This window comes from Streptomyces sp. NBC_00554 (genome assembly GCF_041431135.1).
Classification (GTDB): domain Bacteria; phylum Actinomycetota; class Actinomycetes; order Streptomycetales; family Streptomycetaceae; genus Streptomyces.
Map to the genome: position 1 here is coordinate 2784590 of NZ_CP107799.1, position 19755 is coordinate 2804344.

Below are 19755 nucleotides of genomic sequence, written 5' to 3' on the forward strand. Positions count from 1 at the left end.
CAGGCGGTTCCCGGTGACTCGATTCGTGCCCCGCGCGGGCGATCCCCGGTGGCCCGATTCCTGCCCCGCGCGGGCGGTCCCCGCTGACCCGAACCCTGCCCCGCGCGCCCACACTTCCCCGGCACAGGCAACCCACAGGCCCCGTTTCGCTTCCTTCGAGGCGTGAGGGGCTCCCGGTACCGATGGGACGCCCGTGCTCGAAGTGTGAGGAGGGGACCTCTTGAACCGAACCCGGCGAATAGGTGTCACCGCCGTGGCCGTGCTCGCGGCCATGGCGGGCTTACCGGGACTGGCCCAGGCCCAACAGCCGTCCCAGCCGAAGCCGTTGACGGCGAACGCCGACGGCGCGCTGCCGCCGGGCTGGCACGTCGCCGGGGAGGGCGTCGCGCGTGAGTTGGTCTGGCGGTCGGACAGGGCCGTGCCCGTGGGCGACGCCCGGGTCGAGTTCCACGCGGACGGCCGGCTGCTCGGCGTACCGAAGCAGGCCAAGGACGGCCGCACGTTCCGGCTCGCCCTCAACCGGGCCACTGAGCTCAAGGACCTCCAAGTCCTGGCAGGCGGACGCCGGTTGGACGCGTCAGCCGACAGCACGAGCAAGAAGCCGAAGAACTCCCTGGCCGCTGTGCAACCCCCGGCCCGACTCCCGGCGAACTCGGTGGACCCGGGCAAGCCGGGCTCGTACGGCACCGTCACCGGTGAGTACGACCTCGACCCGGTGAAGCTGCCCGGCTTCCCCCAGCCGGTCGAGATGCAGGCCGTCGTCGTCGCGCCCAAGGGCGCCACCGGCAAGCGACCCCTCGCACTGTTCCTGCACGGCCGCCACCCCACCTGCTTCAAGCCGGGCGGCACCGAGAACGACATAACCATTGACTGGCCCTGCTCTGCCGACACCCAGCCGATCCCCAGCCACAAGGGCTATCTGAAGGACCAGAAGCTGCTGGCCTCCCAGGGCTACATGACGGTGTCGATCTCGGCGAACGGCATCAACGGCCAGGACGCGGACGCCGAGGACGCCGGTGCGCAGGCACGCTCCTCGCTGGTACGGCAGCACCTCGCCAAGTGGGCCGGCTGGGCCGCCCACCCGGGCACCGCCCCGGCGACCGTGCCCGACGCGGCCAGGGCCGACCTGTCCCGCGTCCTGCTCGTCGGCCACTCGCGCGGCGGCGAGGGCGTCAACCGGGCAGCCATGGACAGCCTGTACCCGCCGCCCGCCGCGCAGGACGGCTACAAGGGCCCGGTGCGCTGGAAGATCCGCGGGACCGTCCTCATCGGACCGACGATCTTCGGCCAGAACCCGGTCGCCGACGTGCCGTCCACGACGATCCTGCCCGGCTGCGACGGTGACGTCTCCGACCTCCAGGGCGAGGTGTACGTCGACGGAACGCGCGGGGTCAGCAAGGGAACCGCCCTGCACAGCGCCGTCTACGTGGTCGGCGCCAACCACAACTTCTTCAACAGCGAGTGGACGCCCGGCCAGTCCGTGGCACCCTCCTGGGACGACTTCTGGGAGGACTCGGAGGAGCAGCCCGACCCGGTGTGCTCCACTGGCGCCCCCACCCGGCTGACCGCAGACCAGCAGCACCAGGCGGGCGCCACCTACATCGCCGCCGGGGCCCGGCTGTACATCGCCGGCGACGACCGGGTACGCCCGCTGCTCGACGGCACGGGCAGGCGCGCCCCCTCCGCCGACCCGGCCCGCGTGCTGACCCACGCGGTCGGCGCCCGCCGCACCGGCGGCTTCCTGCCTGACGCCCCGGTCAAGGTGACCGGCGGCAGGCTGTGTTCGGCGATCGACCCCGACCCTGCCGTGGCCTGCCTGGCCCCGGAGACCGAGGGTTCGTCGCCGCACTTCGCGTGGTGGTGGAAGGAGAAGGAGGCCGGCCGCAGCGCGGTCGCGCTGAAGTGGTCGGCACCGGGCGCGGCGACCAAGGTCACCCCTCCCGCTCCGGTCTCCCTCTCCGGCGCCAAGAGCCTGGCGCTGCGGGTGTTCGTGCCGCCGAACTCGACCGGCACCAAGCTGGACGTGACCGTCACCGACTCCTCCGGCCGCCGGGCCAAGCTCGGCCAGGTCAAGGTCGACGGGCTGCCGGGCAGCGTGCGCACCGCCTCCTACTGGGCGCGCGAGGTGCGTGTCCCGCTGACTGCGGCCACCCGCGCGGGACTCGACCTCAAGCACGTCAAGTCCCTTGAGCTGACTCCGCGTTCATCGTCCGGACAGGCCTGGCTGATGGACGCCTGGGGCTGGGCCCCCGGCACCCCGGCCGTCAAGGCCCCGGCGCTGCCGCGCGTCGACATCGGCCGGCTCACCGCCAAGGAGGGCGACTCGGGCACGATCACCTACCACGTCCCGGTCCAGGTCTCCGGGCACGGCAGCGGCAAGGTCCGCTTCTCCGTCCTCGACCCGGACACCGGTGAGGCCACGGACAAGCTGGTCACGGTACGGCCCGGCAGCACCCCCATCGACGTGCCCGTGGAGGTGAAGGGCGACACGCGCTTCGGCTACGACGAGCAGTACGACGTCATCGCGAAGGCAGTGCGCGGCGCCGTCATCGGCTCGTACCGGGGCGGGGTCACCGCCCTGAACGACGACCCCGAGCCCTCGGTCACCATGACTCCGGTCAAGGACCAAGGAGTTGAGGGTGACACGCTGACCTGGCGGATCTCCCTGTCCGAGCCCGCCGATGCGGACATCTGGCAGCCAGTCCGCATCCTTCCGGTCACCGAGGGCGCCGAGCTGTCCACCAAGGACGTGGACCCGCAGTGGCTGTTGGACTACGCCGGTGAGCTCCCCGACCCGGAGCGCGCCCTCTCCCAGGCGAACGTGTGGGCGTGGATGAACATCCCGGCCGGGTCCACCAGCGTCGACTTCATCGTGCCGACGGTGAAGGACCAGCTGACCGAGCCGGCCGAGTCGGTGCGCCTCGCGCTGACCGACTACGACCTCGAGCCGCTTCCCGGCCACCCTGTGCTGACGGGCACGGTGGTGGACGGGTCGTAAGTCACCGTGCGTAGGGGGCATGGACCTGGTGGTCCATGCCCCCTACGTGTTCACGACTGCGATTCGGCTATTCGGCCTCACATGTTGATCATGTGTCCGGCCAGGCCGTGCACCGCCTCCTTCACCGCCTCGCCCAGCGTCGGGTGGGCGTGCACGTTGCGGGCGACCTCGTGAACGGTCAGGTCCCACTGCTGGGCCAGGGTCAGTTCGGGCAGCAGCTCGGTGACGTCGGGGCCGATGAGGTGGCCGCCGATGAGCTCGCCGTACTTCGCGTCGCTGATCAGCTTCACGAAGCCGGTGGTGTCCCCGAGGCCGTGCGACTTGCCGTTCGCGGTGAACGGGAACTTCGCCACCTTGACGTCGTAGCCCCGCTCGCGGGCCTGGGCCTCGGTGTAGCCGAAGCTGGCGATCTGCGGCTGGCAGTAGGTGGCGCGCGGAATCATCGCGTAGTCCAGCTCCATGGTCTCCGCGTCGGAGAGGGTCTCGGCGGCGATCACGCCCATCGACTCGGCGGCGTGCGCGAGCATCAGCTTGGCGGTGACGTCGCCGATGGCGTAGATGTGCGGGACAGAGGTACGGCAACGGCCGTCGACGTCGATCGCACCGCGCTCGGTGACGGTCACGCCGGTCTTCTCCAGGCCGTATCCGGTGACGTTCGGCGCGAAGCCGATCGCCTGGAGCACCTTGTCGGCCTCCAGGACCTGCTGGGTGCCGTCCTTGCCGGTGACGGTGACGCGGACCTGCGGCCCGGACTCGTCGATGGACTCGACGCGGGTGGAGGTGAGCACGTCGATGCCCAACTTGCGGTACTGCTTGGCCAGTTCGGCGGAGACCTCGGCGTCTTCCAGTGGGGCGACGCGGTCCAGGAACTCGACGATCGTGACCTTCACGCCGTAGTTGTGCAGTACGTAGGCGAACTCGATGCCGATGGCGCCGGCGCCCGCGATGACGATCGACTGCGGCAGATCGTCGGCGAGGATCTGCTCCTCGTACGTCACCACGCGCGAGGTGCGGCGGGTGCCGGGCAGCAGTTTCGGGGTGGCGCCGGTGGCGATGATGCAGTGCTCGAACCCGATCGTGCGGGTCTCGCCGTCGTAGCCGGCCACCTGGAGCGTGTGCGGGTCGAGGAACGTGCCGCGGCCGTCGATCTCCGTGATCTTGTTCTTCTTCATCAGGTAGTGGACGCCCTTGACCCGGCCGTCCGCGACCCGGCGGCTACGGCGGAACGCCTCGCCGTAGTCGAAGGAGACCTCCCCGTCGACCTTGATGCCGAAGGTCTTCGCCTCGCGGGTGAAGATGTGCGCCAGCTCGGCGTTGCGCAGCAGGGCCTTGGTGGGGATGCAGCCCACGTTCAGGCAGACACCGCCCCAGTACTTCTCCTCGACGACGGCGACACGTTTGCCCAGCTGGGCGGCGCGGACGGCGGCGACGTAGCCGCCGGGGCCGGCTCCGAGGACCACGACATCGAATCGTTCGTCCTGCTCGACCATGGAGAGTTCCCTTCTCAACTGGGCGGCCTCGGGCATCACGTACGCCTAACCGGCCTCAACGGGATCATCCGTGCGCCGGACGGGCTCCCGCAACCGCTTCTTGTGGATCTTGCCGACCGTCGTTGAAGGCGGCTCGTCAGCTCGCCGCGGGTTGCGGCACTTCCCGCTTCCGCGCCCCGGCCGGAGCCCCGCGCCGGAACACATCCTTCAGATAGAGCACCAGGGCGGCGCCGAGCACCCACACCGGGAGGATCACCAGGGCGCGGACCAAGCCGTCGTCCTGGAAGCGGGACAGCCCCTGCATCGCGCGGACGCCCACCCCGACGGGCAGGATCTCGGACAGTGGGCGCAGCCAGGCGGGAAGGTAGGCCGCCGGCATGATCCCGCCGCTGCTGCTGTTGCCGAGGATCAGCAGGAGTATCGAGGCGAGACTGACGCCCGCGGAGCCGAACAGCCGCAGCAGCACCATGGTCGTGGCGGCGACCGCGGCGCCCATCAGCGCGACGACGACGGCGAGTGGCAGGAACGGGCCGGGCAGCGCACCGAAGCCGACGCTTCCGGCGATGGCGGTGACCAGGACTCCGCCGACGACTCCGAACAGGGCCAGGCTGGCCATGCGCCAGCGGTACTGGAGCCGGGGAGCGAGCTGGTACGTCGTCATGCCGAAGAGGTATCCGGCCAGCACCAGACCGAAGGCGGCGTAGAAGACGGAGAGACCCCGGGTGTCCCCCGCCGCGGCCGGGGCCACGTCCTCGACCGAGAGTTCATGGTGCTCCGCGTGAGCCGCGGAGCCGAAAGCGGTGGTCACGGTCGCAGTGACGGCAGCTCCGTTGGCGCTGCCGTAGAGCAGTTTCCCCTCGCCGAGGTAGGCCGCGTACACGGACCTGTCCTGGACGGCCTGCCGGGCGGTGGATTCGTCGGGGTAGGTCTCCAGGGTGAAGCCGCCCGGGACAACGCGCGCGAGGTCCTGGCGCAGGTGTTCCTGCTGCGTACCGATCTCCGTCGTGCCCACGTGGAGCTGATGGGGGCGCGGCGCGTGGAAAGCGGCGAGGTAGACGCTGACGAACACGGTGCCGATCAGCAGGACGACCGCCACGGGGAGCAGGACGGCACGCAGATTTCCGGGGCCGGGAGGCGGATGGGCCACGTCCAGGGCGTGCTTGTGCGGCTGTCGGGCGGCCCGGGAGGCGACTTGCTGAGACATCGGAGCAGGTTCCTAGATTAGAAGGCAACTGATAATATTCGTACAGCATAATCAGGTGCCTTACAAAAGAGGTCCAGCACGTGAACCATCCCGACCGGCGCACCGGCTATGTGGCCTGGCAGATCGGCCAGATCATGGCGGCCCGGATCGAGCGCACCCTGCGCCCGTTCCAGCTGACCCTCGCCCAGAACAGCGCCCTGATGCAGGCCATCCTCGATCCGGGTGTCTCCAGTGCGACCGCGGCACGCAGGGCGGCGATCACCCCGCAGTCCATGGGAACCGCGGTCAACGGACTGGTCGAGCGGGGGCTGCTCGAGCGCCGGACCGCCCCCGGCGACAGACGCACGCAGCGACTGCACGCCACGGAGGCCGGACAGCGGCTCGCGGCGGAGGCCGGAGAAGCGGTGGGCGCCACCCACGCCGAAGCCCTTCAGGTGCTGACGCCGACGGAGCAGGAGTTGGCGCACTCAGTACTGCTGAAGCTGCTGGCGTCGCTGAATCCCTCAGCCCTGGACGACAACACGCCATGAGGTGTCTGCGGACCTGAGGACAAGGGCAGCCTCCCGGCCCGCCCCGTACGGCGGCCCGAGGCGGTACGGCAACATCCTGGCCGTACCGCCTCGAAGCCTTCAGGTCATGGCACCGAACGGCCCGGATCGCACTCCCGGCCCGGTGCGCGACCGGCTAGCCCAGAGTCGGGTAGTCGGTGTAACCGCGCTCGTCGCCGCCGTAGAAGGTCGCGGGGTCGGGCTTGGCGAACGGGCCGCCCTGCTGGAGCCGCTGCGGCAGGTCCGGGTTGGCGATGAAGAGCGCGCCGAACGCCACCGCGTCAGTGATGCCGTCCTCGACCAGGCTCAGCGCGTCCAGGCCGGTGGGGTTCGGGTGGGTGAAGGGGTTCAGGATGAACGCACCCTGCCACTGCTTGCGCAGCTGGAGGGTCAGGCCGCGTACTACGGCGACGGCTTCTTCGTGAACAACCTCTTCGGGCCCATGAACCACTTCACCGAGCTGATCAACCTCTACCGCGAGCGCTACGCCCACTACGGCCACGGCACCCAGGCGCAGGCCATAGTCGGAGCGGGCGGCCATGTCTTCGTGCGCAAGAACTCCCAGGACGCGGTGCGCGAGTACCGCCCCTACTTCGACAACTCCCCCGTCTACGGCGGCGGCCCGTCGATGGAGCAGTACATGGCGCAGACCTCTCTCACCGTCGGCAGCCCGCAGGAGGTCATCGACAAGACGCTGTCCTTCCGCGAGCACTTCGGCGACTACCAGCGCCAGTTGTTCAACATCGACATGGCAGGGCTGCCGTTGAAGACCGTCCTCGAACAGCTCGACCTGCTCGGCGAGGAGGTCCTCCCCACGCTGCGCAAGGAGTTCGCCTCTGTACGCCCCAGCGATGTCGCGGAGGCCCCCACCCACGCGTCCCTGCTCGCCGCGCGCTCCGAGGAGACGGCGAAGTGAACGCGGACACGGTTCAGCCACTGCGCCTCGACCGCCTCACCGAGGCCACTCGCGGGCAACTGGCCGACGCGGGGCGGGACGTCGAGGTCCAGATCGTCGAACTGCGCGACCTGGCAGCCGACATCGCCAACAACCTGGTCACCGGCTTCCCCTCGGCCGCCCTGGCGGCAGCCATCGAGGGGGTCGCCTCGGCGGACGGTCTGATCGCCGTGACGCCGGTCTTCTCGGCCTCGTACAGCGGACTCTTCAAGTCGTTCTTCGACGTCATCGACAACGACGCCCTCACGGGCAAGCCCGTCCTGGCCGCGGCCACCGGCGGCACGGCCCGCCACTCGCTCGCCCTCGAGCACGCACTGCGTCCGCTCCTCGCCTACCTGCGCGCGGTCGTCGTACCCACAGCGGTGTACGCGGCCTCCGAGGACTGGGGCGGCAACGGCGACCCCCTCACCGACACCCTCCCCCGCCGGATCGACCGCGCGGCCGGCGAACTGGCCGGCCTGCTGCGCTACCAGGCAGGCCCTGCCGTCCGAACGCCCGACGACACCGCCGTCGTACCGTTCGCACAGCAACTGGACGCCCTGCGACCCGTCTGATGCCGTCGGCCCCGGCCCAGGACACGGCGGCGATCCGTGACCTCAATGCACCTACGCACAAAGGGAGTTGAATGGTTCCGGGGTGGGGTGCGGGGGCTTGCGGGACCGGTGTGGACGTCCCATGCTGGCCGCAACGCGGCGGCAGGGGGGCCTTGATATGCGGTACGGGCGCGGGATACGAGCTGCCGTCTTATTGGGCGTGCTGGTGTCCGCCGGCGGCTGCTCGGACGGCGGCGACGGAGCAGGTGGATCGTCGGCGCCGCCCGCCGTGTCGACCCCGGCCGCGACCGGGATCGAGACCGAGACCGGGGCCCCGTCGAGCAGTCCGCCCGAGTCGCCGTACAGCGACAGCGACACCGTGCTGATGGCCAAGGGCGACTGCTACGGATGGGTGACGGACAACGCGCCGGGTCGGGCCGAGGAGATGGCCTGCGACGACTCCGACGCCGTCGGCAAGGTCATCAAGCGCGCCAAGGAGAAGACGACCCAGGACACCTACATCGACTGCCCCGACCCCACGGACGACGTGCTGGGCATCAGCGACGCGAGCGGACCGGAGCTCGCCGGCTCACGCGACTACGCCCAGTACGTGACCGGTGTGGGTTACGCCTGCGTACGCAACCTCAAGGCCCCGCACCCCGGCGACGCGGGCGGAGGCGGTATGGAGATCCGCGTCGGTGACTGCCTTTGGACCGAGGGCCCGGTCGACCAGTACGAGGAAGTCCCCTGCGAGGGGGAGAAGTTGCCCGACCTCAAGATCGTCGGCGACCTGGACCTGTACGGCAACTGCCCACGTGCGGACGACATTCAGGTGTCGGAGGAATCATTCCTGGACATCGCCGGGTTGGGCGGTCCGACCTACTGCGCAAGGCGTCCCACAGACCTGTGAACAGGTGCGACGAAGATTGCCAGTTGGCATCGGGCGATGTTCGTGACCTGCGCTGATGCCAACTGGCTTCAGCGGCCGGAAGCACAGAATCAGAGAGATAGTTGGCACTTTGGTACAGCGCAGGTCACGGCACCTGTGCAGGCCACGCCTCCGACATCGTTGTCGAAAGCGTGGCCTGCACGCGGCGCGGTGCTACGGGATGCAGCAAGCCCCGAGGGGGCACCGGACGCCGGGGAGCGCGGCCGGCCTACGGCGTATAGCGGGCGTCACTGCCGTACAGCTCCCTGGTGAACGCGGAGACATCAGCGCTGCGATTGGCGCCGTCGAGGTTGTACGTCAGATAGACGCCGTACCCCTCACTGACCGTGCGGCGGGCGAGGCTGGCGGCCGTGCTCTGCGAGGTCCCGCCGATCTGGACGGCCGCCGGCGACAGCTTCGACTTGGGCAGTGCGATGCCGGGGACCTGCCAGGTGCCGTAGTACGGGTTCCAGGCGTAGTCGAACTTGGACGTGATGTCGACGCCGCCGTAGGACAGGCGCGACGCGGAGGGTCCGATGTTGTAGAGGCTGATGATCTTGCCCGGCATGTTGGCGCGCAGTGCCGACACCAGGTACACGAACGAGCTGGCGTTGGGCTGGCCGGTGCCGTTGTTGCCGTACTCGGCGTACTCGTCGTCGAAGTCGATGCCGTCGAGGCCGTACTTGGCCACGGTGTCCGACAGTTGTTTCGCGAACGTCGAAGCCGCTTGCTGGGACGGGAAGTTGGCGAAGCCCGCGCCCTGGTGGTTGCCGAGCACCGAGAGGACGACCTTGATGCCCTTCTGCTGCAACGGCCGTATCTGCGTGGCGGCGTTGTCGAGGACGCGTTGCACGTTCTCGTTGAAGTACAGGGTCGCGGCCTTCGTGCTCGTGTTGTAGTTGATGTTCGCGGCGAAGATCACGGCGACGTCGAAGACGTTGCCGCCGCCGTTGCTGAGGGTGTACTTGCCGACGTTCAGCATGCTGTTGTTGTTCACCTCGACGTACGCCACCGAGGTCGGTCCTTGTTTCGCGGCAGCGGGTGCCGCTGCCGCGCCGGTCGTGGCGGTCGCGCCGAAGGCGAGGGCCATGACGGCCGAGAGCGCGAGCGCGGCCGTCCGTACTCTGCTCCGTATCGGAGTGAACATCGTCGATCGGTCTCCCATCGCATGGAGCGGCGCCCGACCTGTTCGCGAGCACCGTGTGAGCCCCCCGATCTTTCCGTTCCCGTGACCGAATCCCCAGAACCATGCGAGAACTCTTCACGACTCCCAAGTACGTCGCGCCGCAACTCTGAATCCGGGCAAGGGAGTTACTGGAACGCTACGCCGGCGCGGACGAACCAGGCATGCACGCCGCGGATCCGCAGCACTGGAGCAAGTGGTCAGCGGCGGGGTAGCACGCCCAGGAGGGTTGCGGTCAGGGCCAGCTTCAAGGAGTCCTTCAGCTCGAAGTGGAAGCGGGCCAGGTCGGGTTCGGCCTGGTAGGCCGCCTGCAGGCTGGGCGGGGGTGTGCTGTACGCCGACAGCGCGCCGGCCATGACCACGGTTTGCAGGCTGAACAGTGTCGCGTTCTCGCCCAGCTCCGGCAGGTACTTCTGGATCAGGGCGGTCATGGTTGTCAGGCGGTCAAGGGAGGCGCGCTTGTAGCGTGCTACGACCTCGACGGAGACGTTGTGTTCCAGGACGCTGCCCTGTGCGCCGAAGAGGTCGCACAGCACCACTCGGCCGGAGAGTGAGCGGCTGAGGACCTCGGCCACCGCTGCCGCCCGCTCGGCCATGGGCAGATCTTCATCGACGCCGGCGGCCAACTCGCCCGCCAGATCCGTCAGCCACTCCTGCAGGAAGCGGTCCAGCAGTTCCAGCAGCACCGCCTCGCGGGACTCGAAGTAGCGCAGCACGTTCGGCTTCGCCAGGCCTACCCGGCGGCTGAGTTCGTTCAGGGTGACCGCGGCCACGGGCATCTCGTCGAGCATCGCCGACGCCTCGTCAAGGATCGCCCGTCGGCGGATCTCCCGCTGCTCTTCGGTTCGCGCCCGCTGGAAAGTCACGATCACCAGCCTAACTTACGTACCTGCGGTACGTTGACAACGTACCGAAAGTACTTTAACGTCGCCAACACAAGATACCTTCGGTACGTTAGACAGTCGGGAGCCTGACATGAACGAGAAGTGGACGACGGCGAATATTCCGGACCAGCGCGGGCGGGTGGCCGTGGTGACCGGGGCCAACACCGGACTGGGGTACGAGACCGCCAAGGCGCTCGCCGAGCGCGGGGCGTCCGTGGTGCTCGCCGTGCGCAACGTCGAGAAGGGCGAGCAGGCCGCGGCCCGCATGACCGGCGACGTGACCGTGCAGGCGCTGGACCTGACCTCGCTCGACTCCGTCCGGACCGCGGCGGCGGCGCTGCGATCCCGGCTCGACCGGATCGACCTGCTGATCAACAACGCCGGCGTGATGTACACCCCGAAGCAGACCACCCGGGACGGCTTCGAGATGCAGTTCGGCACCAACCACCTCGGCCACTTCGCGCTCACCGGGCTGCTGCTGGACCTGATGCTGTCGGTGCCCGGCTCGCGCGTGGTGACGGTCAGCAGCACCGGCCACCGCATCCGGGCCGCGATCCACTTCGACGACCTGCAGTGGGAGCGGTCGTACAGCCGGGTCGCCGCCTATGGTCAGTCCAAGCTGGCCAACCTGATGTTCACGTACGAGCTGCAGCGCCGGCTCGCCACGCACGGCACCACCGTCGCGTTGGCCGCGCACCCCGGCATCTCCAGCACCGAGCTCGCCCGCAACACCCCCGCGGCCCTCCGGCTTCCGCTCACCTGGCTCGCGCCGCTGATCACCCAGACGCCGGCGATGGGCGCGCTGCCGACCCTGCGCGCCGCCACCGACCCCGCCGCGCTCGGCGGCCAGTACTACGGCCCCGGCGGACGCAACGAGATCAAGGGCCACCCCCGGCTGGTCACCTCCAGCCCGCAGTCGTACGAGGCAGCCGTCCAGCAGCGGCTGTGGGCCGTCTCCGAAGACCTCACCGGGGTGAAGTTCCCCATCGTTCAGTCCGAGCAGAACTCGGTTCCCTCCGGATCGGCCACCACGATGTAGCTTGCGCCGGCAGGAGGCGCTGGCTCGTCGCGGCGCAGGCCGGGTGCGGCGCGTACGTCCAGGCGCAGGCGATTGTTGGCAGTCCTGCCCTCGGATACCTGCTGAAAGAAGATCCCAGGACGTACGCCCTCGGGGCCGCCCGAGCAGCCTGCATTGAGGTGATGCGCCGTCACCTCTGAGAAGCAGCAGCGATCTTGGTGCCGGCTATCCCTCTTTTGTGCCAACTAAAAATCCTCGTCACAAGGCGAGCCCGCCCCCGCTACAACCCCGCGATCGCGTTCCACCGCTTCGCGAACTCCGTACGTTCCGTGGACTTGATGTCGCGGGCGATCGCGAGCCGCTTGCGCATCGCGGTGTCCGGGAAGATCAGCGGGTCCTCGGCGAGGGCGGCGGTGTCCTCGTCCTTGGAGGAGGCGAGGATGTCCTGGGCGGCGGGGACGGGGCAGACGTAATTGACCCAGGCGGCCAGTTCGGCGGCCACCTCCGGCTGGTAGTAGTAGTCGACGAGCTTCTCCGCGTTGGCCTTGTGGCGGGCCAGGTTGGGGATCATCAGGGACTCGGCCCACAGCTCGGCGCCCTCTTCGGGGACGACGAAGCGGATGTCGGGGTCGTCGGCCTGGAGCTGGATCACGTCGCCGGAGTAAGCCTGGCAGGCCAGGACGTCGCCGCTGGAGAGGTCCTTGATGTAGTCGTTGCCGGTGAAGCGGCGGATCTGGCCGCTGTGCACGTACTTCTCGACCTGGTCGCAGACCTCGTGGAAGTCGTCCGCCGTCCACTTGGTGATGTCGACGCCGTTGCCCTGCATCAGCAGCGCGAACGCCTCGTCCAAGCCGGAGAGCAGCGTGACCCGGCCCTTGAGGTCGTCCGCCCACAGGTCGGAGACGTGGCTGATCTCGCGGCCGACCTTGCGGCGGTTGTACGCGATGCCGGTGATCCCCGACTGCCACGGCACGCTGGACTTGCGCCCGGGGTCGAAGGCGGGCGAACGCAGCAGCGGGTCAAGGTACTTGGTGACGTTCGGCTGCTTGGCCCGGTCCATCTCCTGGACCCAGCCGAGGCGGACGAACCGCGCGCACATCCAGTCACTGATGACGATCAGGTCGCGGCCGGTCTGCTGGTGGTTCATCAGCGACGGGCTGATCTTGCCGAAGAACTCGTCGTTGTCGTTGATCTCCTCGATGTAGTCGACCGAGATCCCGGTGCTCTTCTCGAAGGCGTCCAGCGTGGGCCGCTTGGTGGTGTCCTCGTCGTCGGTGTCGATGTAGAGCGGCCAGTTCGCCCAGGTCAGCCGCTTGTCGCTGGCGGAGAGGTCGGCACCGGCCCGGTCACCCGGCGACACGTACGCGGCGGGCACCCCGCACCCCGCCAGGGCGCCCAGCGCCGCCCCACCGCCCACGGCACGCAGCAGGGACCGGCGGGACAAGGACGAGGTCTTCCGATTCACGGGCACCCGAGCAGCATGCCGCCGCCGCCTCGACCGGGACAATGGACGCTGCGTCGAGCACTCGCGCACCGACCCGACACCCTGTCGATCACTTCGTACGGTGTTGCACAGCCGACGCGGCTGCGTCACTCGGCCCGTGCCCGCGATCCATGGCCACCTCCGCTGCGTCACTCAGGCCGTACGGCCTTCCCAGCCGCCTCCGCCGCGTGCTCAGCCCGTACGGCGCTCCCCCAGCCGCCTCCGCCGCGCCACTCAGCCCGTACGGCGCTCCCCAGCGGTCGCGGCAAGACCCGAGGGCCCGATGGGCACGGCCGCAGGCGGTGGCCAAGTGGACACACTCGGCGGAAACCCGACCCGCACGCTCAACCCGCCCTCGGCGCGCGGCCACGCCTCGACCGTGCCACCGTGCGCGATGGCGACCGCCTCGACGATGGACAGGCCAAGGCCCAGGCCGTCGCGCTTGCGCACCCGCTCGGCTCCGAGGCGGCGGAACGGCTGGAAGAGCCAGGCCACTTGGTCCGGCGGGATCACCGGACCACTGTTGGCGATCCGCAGGACGGGCCGCCCGCCGTCCATCCCGGTCCACAGGCGGACCCAACTCTCCTCGCCCTCCGGGTGGTTGTGCCGTACGGCGTTGTCGGCGAGGTTGACCACGAGGCGCTCGATCAGCTGCGGATCCCCGAGCACGGGCGCGGGGGCGAGCTCGGCCACCACTCGCGGCCCGCCCTCCGGTACCCGCGCCCGGACGATCACCGCCAGATCCACGAACTCCCGTCGCTGGAGCCCCCGTTGACTGCGCGCCAGCGTCAGTAGCGCGTCGATCAGCCGCTCCTGTTCCTGCCCCGCGGCCCGCACCCGCAGACACGCGGCCCGCAGGCTCTCCACGGACGCGTCCGGATCGGCGAGCGCGACATCCACGATCGCCTGCTGAAGGGTGAGCGGAGTGCGCAGCTCGTGCGAGGCGTTGGCGACGAACTGCTTCTGCGCCTCGAACGCGCCCTCCACACGGCCCAGTACGGCGTCGAAGGTGTCGGCCATGGCTTTCAGCTCGTCGTCGGGGCCGGGCGCGGCGAGCCGCTCGTGCAGGTTGTCGGCCGAGATGCGGCGGGCGGCGGTCGTCATCGTACGGAGCGGAGCGAGCACCCGTCCGGCCATCAGCCATCCCAGGGCCACGGAGACCACGGTCATCACCGCGAGCGCGACCCCCGACTCGACGAGGAACTGGTGCAGTTGCTCGGCACGCAACAGCGAGAGACGTTCCGCGACGTACGCGGCGACCTTCGGCGGGGCGGCGGGGCCCGCGGGCTCACCGACCTCGTCCAGCGACGGCTGTCCGGACGCGCTCCCCGCGAACGACGGCTCGGTGGTGGCCACGAGTACGTAGGTGAAGGCCAGCAGGGCCGCGCCGGCCACCGCGAACAGCGCGCTGTAGAGCAGGGTGAGCCGCCACCGGATGCTGCGCGGCCCGCGCAGGCCACCGGAGAACACGGAACGCACCCGGCCGGGAATCCCGCCGACAGTCGCTCGCACTCGGTCGGGAATCCCGCCGGCAGTCACCTTCATCGGATCCGGTACCCCGCCCGCTCGACCGTCTCGATGACCCCCGGCTCCCCCAGCTTCCGCCGCAGCCGGCTCACCGTGACCTTCACGGTCTGGCTGAACGGATCGGCCGCCTCGTCCCAAGCCCGCTCCAGGAGTTCCTCCGTCGAGACGACGGCACCCTGAGCGCTCAGCAGCATCTCCAGCACGGCGAACTCCTTCGGACTGAGCGCGAGTCCGGTGCCCCCGCGGGTCGCCTGCCGTCGCGCCGGGTCGAGCCGCAGTTCACCGCGGACCAGGACCGGCGGCAGCGCGGGCTGCGCACGGCGCGCCAACGCCCGTATGCGCGCCACGAGTTCGGTGAACGCGAACGGCTTGGGAAGGTAGTCGTCGGCCCCGAGGCCGAGGCCCGCGACCCGGTCGGCGACCGTTCCTGCCGCCGTCAGCATCAGCACCCGCGCCCGACTGCCCTCCTCCGCCAGCGTCCGGCACACCTGGTCGCCGTGGATGCCGGGCAGATCGCGGTCGAGTACGACTACGTCGTAGCCGTTGACCTGGGCGCGCTCCAGCGCCGTAGGACCGTCGAACGCGAGGTCGACCGCCATCCCCTCGCGGCGCAGGCCCCCGGCGACGGTCTCGGCGAGTTCTTCGTGGTCCTCGACCACCAGCACACGCATGCGGTCAGTGTGGCCGTCGGCCGGTTACAGGGCGATAAGCCCGGCCGTTCCCGTGCCGTAACCGCCGCTGCGGTGAGCTGAGTTCAGACCGCATCAGCCGTCCACCGGAAGGACCGACACCTCCATGCGCACCCTGCTGCCCATCCGGCACCGATACGCCTTCGTCGCCTGCGCCCTGCTGTCCGCCGCCGCACTCGGCACCGTCACCGCGTCGGCGGCCACGGCGACCGGCCCCCATCAGACACAGACCACCCCCGGGCACGCGAAGCACGTCAAGCCCGGCGCCGCTCCCGAGGGAGTCGGCCTCGGCGTGGCCTACACACCAACCGGGAACGCACCCGACGACGTCAACGACGCCAACCCGAAGTTCGCCGCGTGCATGAAGGAACAGGGACAGAAGTACTTCCCGGACTTCCACGCGTCCAAGGACGAGCGGGGCAAAGTCCGCCTGAACGTGAGGATGCTCGCCGGCAAGGGCTTCGACCCGACCTCGGACGCCTACGAGGACGCCCTCAAGGCCTGCGCACCGATCCTGAAGAAGGCCGGCCTGTCCTTCACCGACGCACCGGCCCTGCCGCCGCTGCCCGGGAAGCCGGGCAAGGTCGAGGGCGGCGCCCCTAGCGAGGGCCCCTCCCTGCACACGGAACCCGAGAGCCTCACCGGCGCGCAGACCGCCTGACCATCGCGGAGGGGGAAAACCGCGGCCCCGGACGGGATCAACTCCCGTCCGGGGCCGCGCGTTTCATGCCGTATGGACGCCGTACCGGTTACGCCGTACGAACGCCCAACGGGCTACGCGTCCAGCGACGTCATCACGTGCTTGATACGCGTGTAGTCGTCGAACCCGTACGCCGAAAGGTCCTTGCCATAGCCGGACTTCTTGAAGCCGCCGTGCGGCATCTCGGCGACCAGCGGGATGTGGGTGTTGATCCACACGCAGCCGAAGTCGAGGAACTTCGACAGGCGCATCGCGCGCGAGTGGTCCTTGGTCCACACCGAGGAGGCGAGGGCGTAGTCCACGCCGTTGGCCCACTCGATGGCCTGCGCCTCGTCCGTGAAGGACTGGACGGTGATGACCGGGCCGAAGACCTCGTTCTGGATGATCTCGTCGTCCTGCTTCAGGCCCGACACGACGGTCGGCGCGTAGAAGTAGCCGACCTCGCCGACCCGGTGGCCGCCCGCCTCGACCTTGGCGTGGGCGGGAAGCCGCTCGATGAACCCGGAGACCTGCTTGAGCTGGTTCGGGTTGTTCAGCGGGCCGTACAGCACGTCCTCGTCGTCCGGCTGCCCGGTCTTCGTGTCGGCGGCTGCCTTGGCGAGCGCGGCCACGAACTCGTCGTGGATGCCCTCCTGGACGAGCACGCGGGTGGCGGCCGTACAGTCCTGGCCCGCGTTGAAGAAGCCCGCGACCGAGATGTCCTCGACGGCCTTGGCGATGTCGGTGTCCTCGAAGACGACGACCGGCGCCTTGCCGCCCAGTTCCAGGTGGACCCGCTTGACATCCTTGGACGCCGATTCGGCGACCGAGATGCCGGCCCGCACGGAACCGGTGATGGAGGCCATCGCCGGAGTCGGGTGCTCGACCATCGCGCGGCCGGTGTCACGGTCCCCGCAGATGACGTTGAAGACGCCCTTGGGGACGATGGAGCCGATGATCTCGGCGATCAGGACGGTGGAGGCGGGCGTCGTGTCCGACGGCTTCAGCACAACGGTGTTGCCGGCCGCGAGCGCGGGGGCGAACTTCCACACCGCCATCATCATCGGGTAGTTCCACGGCGCGACCTGCGCGCAGACACCGATGGGCTCGCGGCGCACGATGGAGGTCAGACCCTCCATGTACTCGCCGGCGCTGCGCCCCTCCAGCATCCGGGCGGCGCCCGCGAAGAAGCGGATCTGGTCGACCATCGGCGGGATTTCCTCGGACCGGGTGAGCCCGATCGGCTTGCCGGTGTTCTCCACCTCGGCCGCGATCAGCTCCTCGGCCCGCTCCTCGAACGCGTCCGCGATCTTGAGGAGCGCCCGCTGACGCTCGGAGGGGGTCTGGTCGCGCCAGGCCGGGAAGGCCGCGGCGGCGGCCGCCATCGCGGCGTCCACGTCCGCCTGACCGGACAGCGGCGCCGTCGCGTACGCCTCACCGGTCACGGGGTTGACGACCTCGGTGGTCCGCCCGTCGGCGGCGTCCCGGAACTCACCATCGATGTAGTTGCGCAGACGACGCAGCTCGGTGCTCACTGCCGGCCCTCCAAGTTCAGATGTTCATCGGCTTCAGGTGTCCATTCGCTGAGACACCCACACTAATCCGTGCACCCACGTTTTCAACACCCCTGACGCCGCCAGAACTGCGAAATCCGCAAGACACGTACCCGTAAACAACGAATTTCATCGCAGCGGCCTTGCGGAACTGTCGAGACGTCGTGCACAGTGAAGCCGTGGCCAGTCGAAGCGCAGACCCCAGGGACTCCCGCGAGTCCAGGAACGGCAGTCCCTCGTTGGACACCGTCTCCCTCGCCATCATCGAGCAGCTCCAGCAGGACGGACGCCGCCCGTACGCCGCTATCGGCAAGGCCGTCGGCCTCTCCGAGGCGGCCGTGCGCCAGCGCGTTCAGAAGCTCCTCGACCAGGGCGTGATGCAGATCGTCGCCGTCACGGACCCGCTCACCGTGGGTTTCCGCAGGCAGGCGATGGTGGGCATCAACGTGGAGGGTGATCTGGAGCCTGTGGCCGACGCCCTGACCGCGATGCCGGAAGTCGAGTACGTGGTGATGACCGCGGGCTCGTTCGACCTCCTCGTAGAAGTCGTCTGCGAGGACGACGACCACCTGCTGGAAGTCATCAACAAACGCATCCGGGCCCTACCCGGCGTGCGCTCCACCGAGAGCTTCGTCTACCTGAAGCTCAAGAAACAGACCTACATGTGGGGAACCCGATAGCCGTGAGCACCAAGGACCTCAGCAAGACCGCGTACGACCACCTGTGGATGCACTTCACCCGCATGTCCTCGTACGAGAACGCGCCCGTTCCCACCATCGTGCGTGGTGAGGGCACCTACATCTACGACGACAAGGGCAAGCGCTACCTCGACGGTCTCGCGGGCCTGTTCGTGGTCCAGGCGGGCCACGGCCGCACGGAACTCGCGGAGACGGCGTTCAAGCAGGCGCAGCAGCTGGCCTTCTTCCCGATCTGGTCCTACGCCCACCCCAAGGCCGTCGAGCTCGCCGAGCGCCTCGCGCACTACGCGCCGGGCGACCTGAACAAGGTGTTCTTCTCCACGGGCGGCGGCGAGGCCGTCGAGACCGCGTGGAAGCTGGCGAAGCAGTACCACAAGCTCACCGGCAACCACACGAAGTACAAGGTCATCTCGCGCGCGGTCGCCTACCACGGCACCCCGCAGGGCGCCCTGTCCATCACCGGTCTGCCGGCCCTGAAGGCCCCCTTCGAGCCGCTCGTCCCGGGCGCGCACAAGGTGCCGAACACCAACATCTACCGCGCCTCGATCCACGGCGACGACCCGGTCGCCTTCGGCCGCTGGGCCGCCGACCAGATCGAGCAGGAGATCCTCTTCGAGGGCCCGGAGACCGTCGCCGCGGTCTTCCTCGAGCCGGTGCAGAACGCGGGCGGCTGCTTCCCGCCGCCCCCCGGCTACTTCCAGCGCGTGCGCGAGATCTGCGACAAGTACGACGTACTGCTCGTCTCCGACGAGGTCATCTGCGCCTTCGGCCGCCTCGGCACGATGTTCGCCTGCGACAAGTTCGACTACATCCCGGACATCATCACCTGCGCCAAGGGCATGACCTCGGGCTACTCCCCGATCGGTGCCACCATCGTCTCGGACCGCATCGCCGAGCCGTTCTACAAGGGCGACAACACCTTCCTGCACGGCTACACCTTCGGCGGCCACCCGGTCTCCGCGGCCGTGGCACTCACCAACCTCGACATCTTCGAGCGCGAGGGCCTCAACCAGCACGTGCTGGACAACGAGGCGAACTTCCTGCAGACCCTGCAGAAGCTGCACGACCTGCCGATCGTCGGCGATGTCCGCGGCAACGGCTTCTTCTACGGCATCGAGCTCGTGAAGGACAAGGCCACCAAGGAGACCTTCACCGACGAGGAGTCGGAGCGCGTGCTCTACGGCTTCGTCTCCAAGAAGCTCTTCGAGTACGGCCTCTACTGCCGCGCGGACGACCGCGGTGACCCGGTCATCCAGCTGTCGCCGCCGCTGATCTCCGACCAGTCGACCTTCGACGAGATCGAGGGGATCATCCGTCAGGTGCTGACGGAGGCGTGGACCAAGCTGTAAACGCCGCACAACTGATCAGCTGATCAACTTCGGCCC

The 19755-nt window shown here is 69.1% G+C and carries 16 protein-coding genes and 3 pseudogenes; 9 read left to right on the forward strand and 10 right to left on the reverse strand.

Annotated elements, in window-relative coordinates:
* Nucleotides 1–271: 271 nt before the first annotated feature.
* Nucleotides 272–2998 (forward strand): hypothetical protein, encoded by a 2727-nt coding sequence (locus OG266_RS12000; RefSeq protein WP_371552753.1) that lies wholly within the window; start codon nt 272–274, stop codon nt 2996–2998.
* Nucleotides 2999–3075: 77 nt separating this feature from the next.
* On the opposite strand, the gene lpdA is transcribed toward OG266_RS12000, so the two are convergent.
* Nucleotides 3076–4488: a dihydrolipoyl dehydrogenase gene (lpdA, locus tag OG266_RS12005; protein WP_371552755.1), complete on the reverse strand. Its 1413-nt coding sequence runs from the start codon at nt 4486–4488 to the stop codon at nt 3076–3078.
* A gap of 136 nt (nt 4489–4624) precedes the next feature.
* Nucleotides 4625–5692 carry an ABC transporter permease gene (locus OG266_RS12010; protein ID WP_371545409.1) on the reverse strand — a complete coding sequence of 356 codons (1068 nt, stop codon included), beginning with the start codon at nt 5690–5692 and terminating at the stop codon, nt 4625–4627.
* 80 nt (nt 5693–5772) lie between these two features.
* Here OG266_RS12010 and OG266_RS12015 point away from each other — a divergent pair, with 80 nt between their 5' ends.
* Complete coding sequence (locus OG266_RS12015; protein WP_371545412.1) at nt 5773–6222, forward strand: MarR family winged helix-turn-helix transcriptional regulator; 450 nt, start codon at nt 5773–5775, stop codon at nt 6220–6222.
* A 154-nt stretch (nt 6223–6376) separates the two neighbouring features.
* On the opposite strand, the pseudogene OG266_RS12020 reads toward OG266_RS12015, so the two are convergent.
* Nucleotides 6377–6643 (reverse strand): annotated as a pseudogene (locus OG266_RS12020) (alkene reductase); the annotation flags it as partial.
* Here OG266_RS12020 and OG266_RS12025 point away from each other — a divergent pair.
* The 3 genes and pseudogenes from OG266_RS12025 to OG266_RS12035 form a co-directional block, all read left to right on the forward strand.
* Nucleotides 6620–7156 (forward strand): annotated as a pseudogene (locus OG266_RS12025) (LLM class flavin-dependent oxidoreductase); the annotation flags it as partial. The pseudogenes OG266_RS12020 and OG266_RS12025 sit on opposite strands and share 24 nt — an antisense overlap.
* Nucleotides 7153–7749 (forward strand): CE1759 family FMN reductase, encoded by a 597-nt coding sequence (locus tag OG266_RS12030; protein ID WP_371545415.1) that lies wholly within the window; start codon nt 7153–7155, stop codon nt 7747–7749. The pseudogene OG266_RS12025 and the gene OG266_RS12030, both read left to right, overlap by 4 nt.
* A 199-nt stretch (nt 7750–7948) precedes the next feature.
* Nucleotides 7949–8638 carry a hypothetical protein gene (locus tag OG266_RS12035; RefSeq protein WP_266474560.1) on the forward strand — a complete coding sequence of 230 codons (690 nt, stop codon included), beginning with the start codon at nt 7949–7951 and terminating at the stop codon, nt 8636–8638.
* A 247-nt stretch (nt 8639–8885) separates the two neighbouring features.
* On the opposite strand, the gene OG266_RS12040 is transcribed toward OG266_RS12035, so the two are convergent.
* Nucleotides 8886–9803, reverse strand: coding sequence for an endo-beta-N-acetylglucosaminidase H (locus tag OG266_RS12040; RefSeq protein WP_323178374.1), 918 nt, complete (start codon nt 9801–9803; stop codon nt 8886–8888).
* A gap of 236 nt (nt 9804–10039) precedes the next feature.
* Nucleotides 10040–10705, reverse strand: a complete 666-nt coding sequence (locus OG266_RS12045) for a TetR/AcrR family transcriptional regulator (RefSeq protein ID WP_371545419.1) — start codon at nt 10703–10705, stop codon at nt 10040–10042.
* A gap of 109 nt (nt 10706–10814) precedes the next feature.
* Here OG266_RS12045 and OG266_RS12050 point away from each other — a divergent pair, with 109 nt between their 5' ends.
* Nucleotides 10815–11762 (forward strand): SDR family NAD(P)-dependent oxidoreductase, encoded by a 948-nt coding sequence (locus tag OG266_RS12050; protein WP_371545421.1) that lies wholly within the window; start codon nt 10815–10817, stop codon nt 11760–11762.
* On the opposite strand, the pseudogene OG266_RS12055 reads toward OG266_RS12050, so the two are convergent.
* From OG266_RS12055 to OG266_RS12070, 4 genes and pseudogenes are all read right to left on the reverse strand, one after another.
* Nucleotides 11714–11896: pseudogene (locus tag OG266_RS12055) on the reverse strand (VOC family protein); the annotation flags it as partial. The gene OG266_RS12050 and the pseudogene OG266_RS12055 overlap by 49 nt on opposite strands.
* Before the next feature lie 125 nt (nt 11897–12021).
* Nucleotides 12022–13212 carry a PotD/PotF family extracellular solute-binding protein gene (locus OG266_RS12060; protein ID WP_371545422.1) on the reverse strand — a complete coding sequence of 397 codons (1191 nt, stop codon included), beginning with the start codon at nt 13210–13212 and terminating at the stop codon, nt 12022–12024.
* Nucleotides 13213–13458: 246 nt separating this feature from the next.
* Entirely contained in the window at nt 13459–14736 is a 1278-nt protein-coding gene (locus OG266_RS12065; RefSeq protein WP_371545425.1) for a sensor histidine kinase, read from the reverse strand.
* A 29-nt stretch (nt 14737–14765) separates the two neighbouring features.
* Nucleotides 14766–15422, reverse strand: coding sequence for a response regulator transcription factor (locus OG266_RS12070; protein ID WP_326720405.1), 657 nt, complete (start codon nt 15420–15422; stop codon nt 14766–14768).
* Between the two features lie 124 nt (nt 15423–15546).
* On the opposite strand from OG266_RS12070, the gene OG266_RS12075 reads away from it, so the two are divergent.
* On the forward strand, nt 15547–16101 hold the full coding sequence (locus tag OG266_RS12075) for a hypothetical protein (protein ID WP_371545428.1): 555 nt from the start codon (nt 15547–15549) through the stop codon (nt 16099–16101).
* A gap of 113 nt (nt 16102–16214) precedes the next feature.
* Here the strand turns inward: OG266_RS12075 and OG266_RS12080 are convergent, their stop codons facing one another.
* Nucleotides 16215–17654, reverse strand: a complete 1440-nt coding sequence (locus OG266_RS12080) for a gamma-aminobutyraldehyde dehydrogenase (RefSeq protein WP_371545431.1) — start codon at nt 17652–17654, stop codon at nt 16215–16217.
* 182 nt (nt 17655–17836) lie between these two features.
* On the opposite strand from OG266_RS12080, the gene OG266_RS12085 reads away from it, so the two are divergent.
* Together OG266_RS12085 and OG266_RS12090 are read left to right on the forward strand one after the other, a co-directional pair.
* Nucleotides 17837–18352 (forward strand): Lrp/AsnC family transcriptional regulator, encoded by a 516-nt coding sequence (locus OG266_RS12085; protein WP_266474572.1) that lies wholly within the window; start codon nt 17837–17839, stop codon nt 18350–18352.
* Nucleotides 18337–19719, forward strand: coding sequence for an aspartate aminotransferase family protein (locus OG266_RS12090; RefSeq protein WP_266474573.1), 1383 nt, complete (start codon nt 18337–18339; stop codon nt 19717–19719). The genes OG266_RS12085 and OG266_RS12090 overlap by 16 nt, the downstream gene beginning before the upstream one ends.
* The last annotated feature ends 36 nt before the right edge of the window (nt 19720–19755 follow it).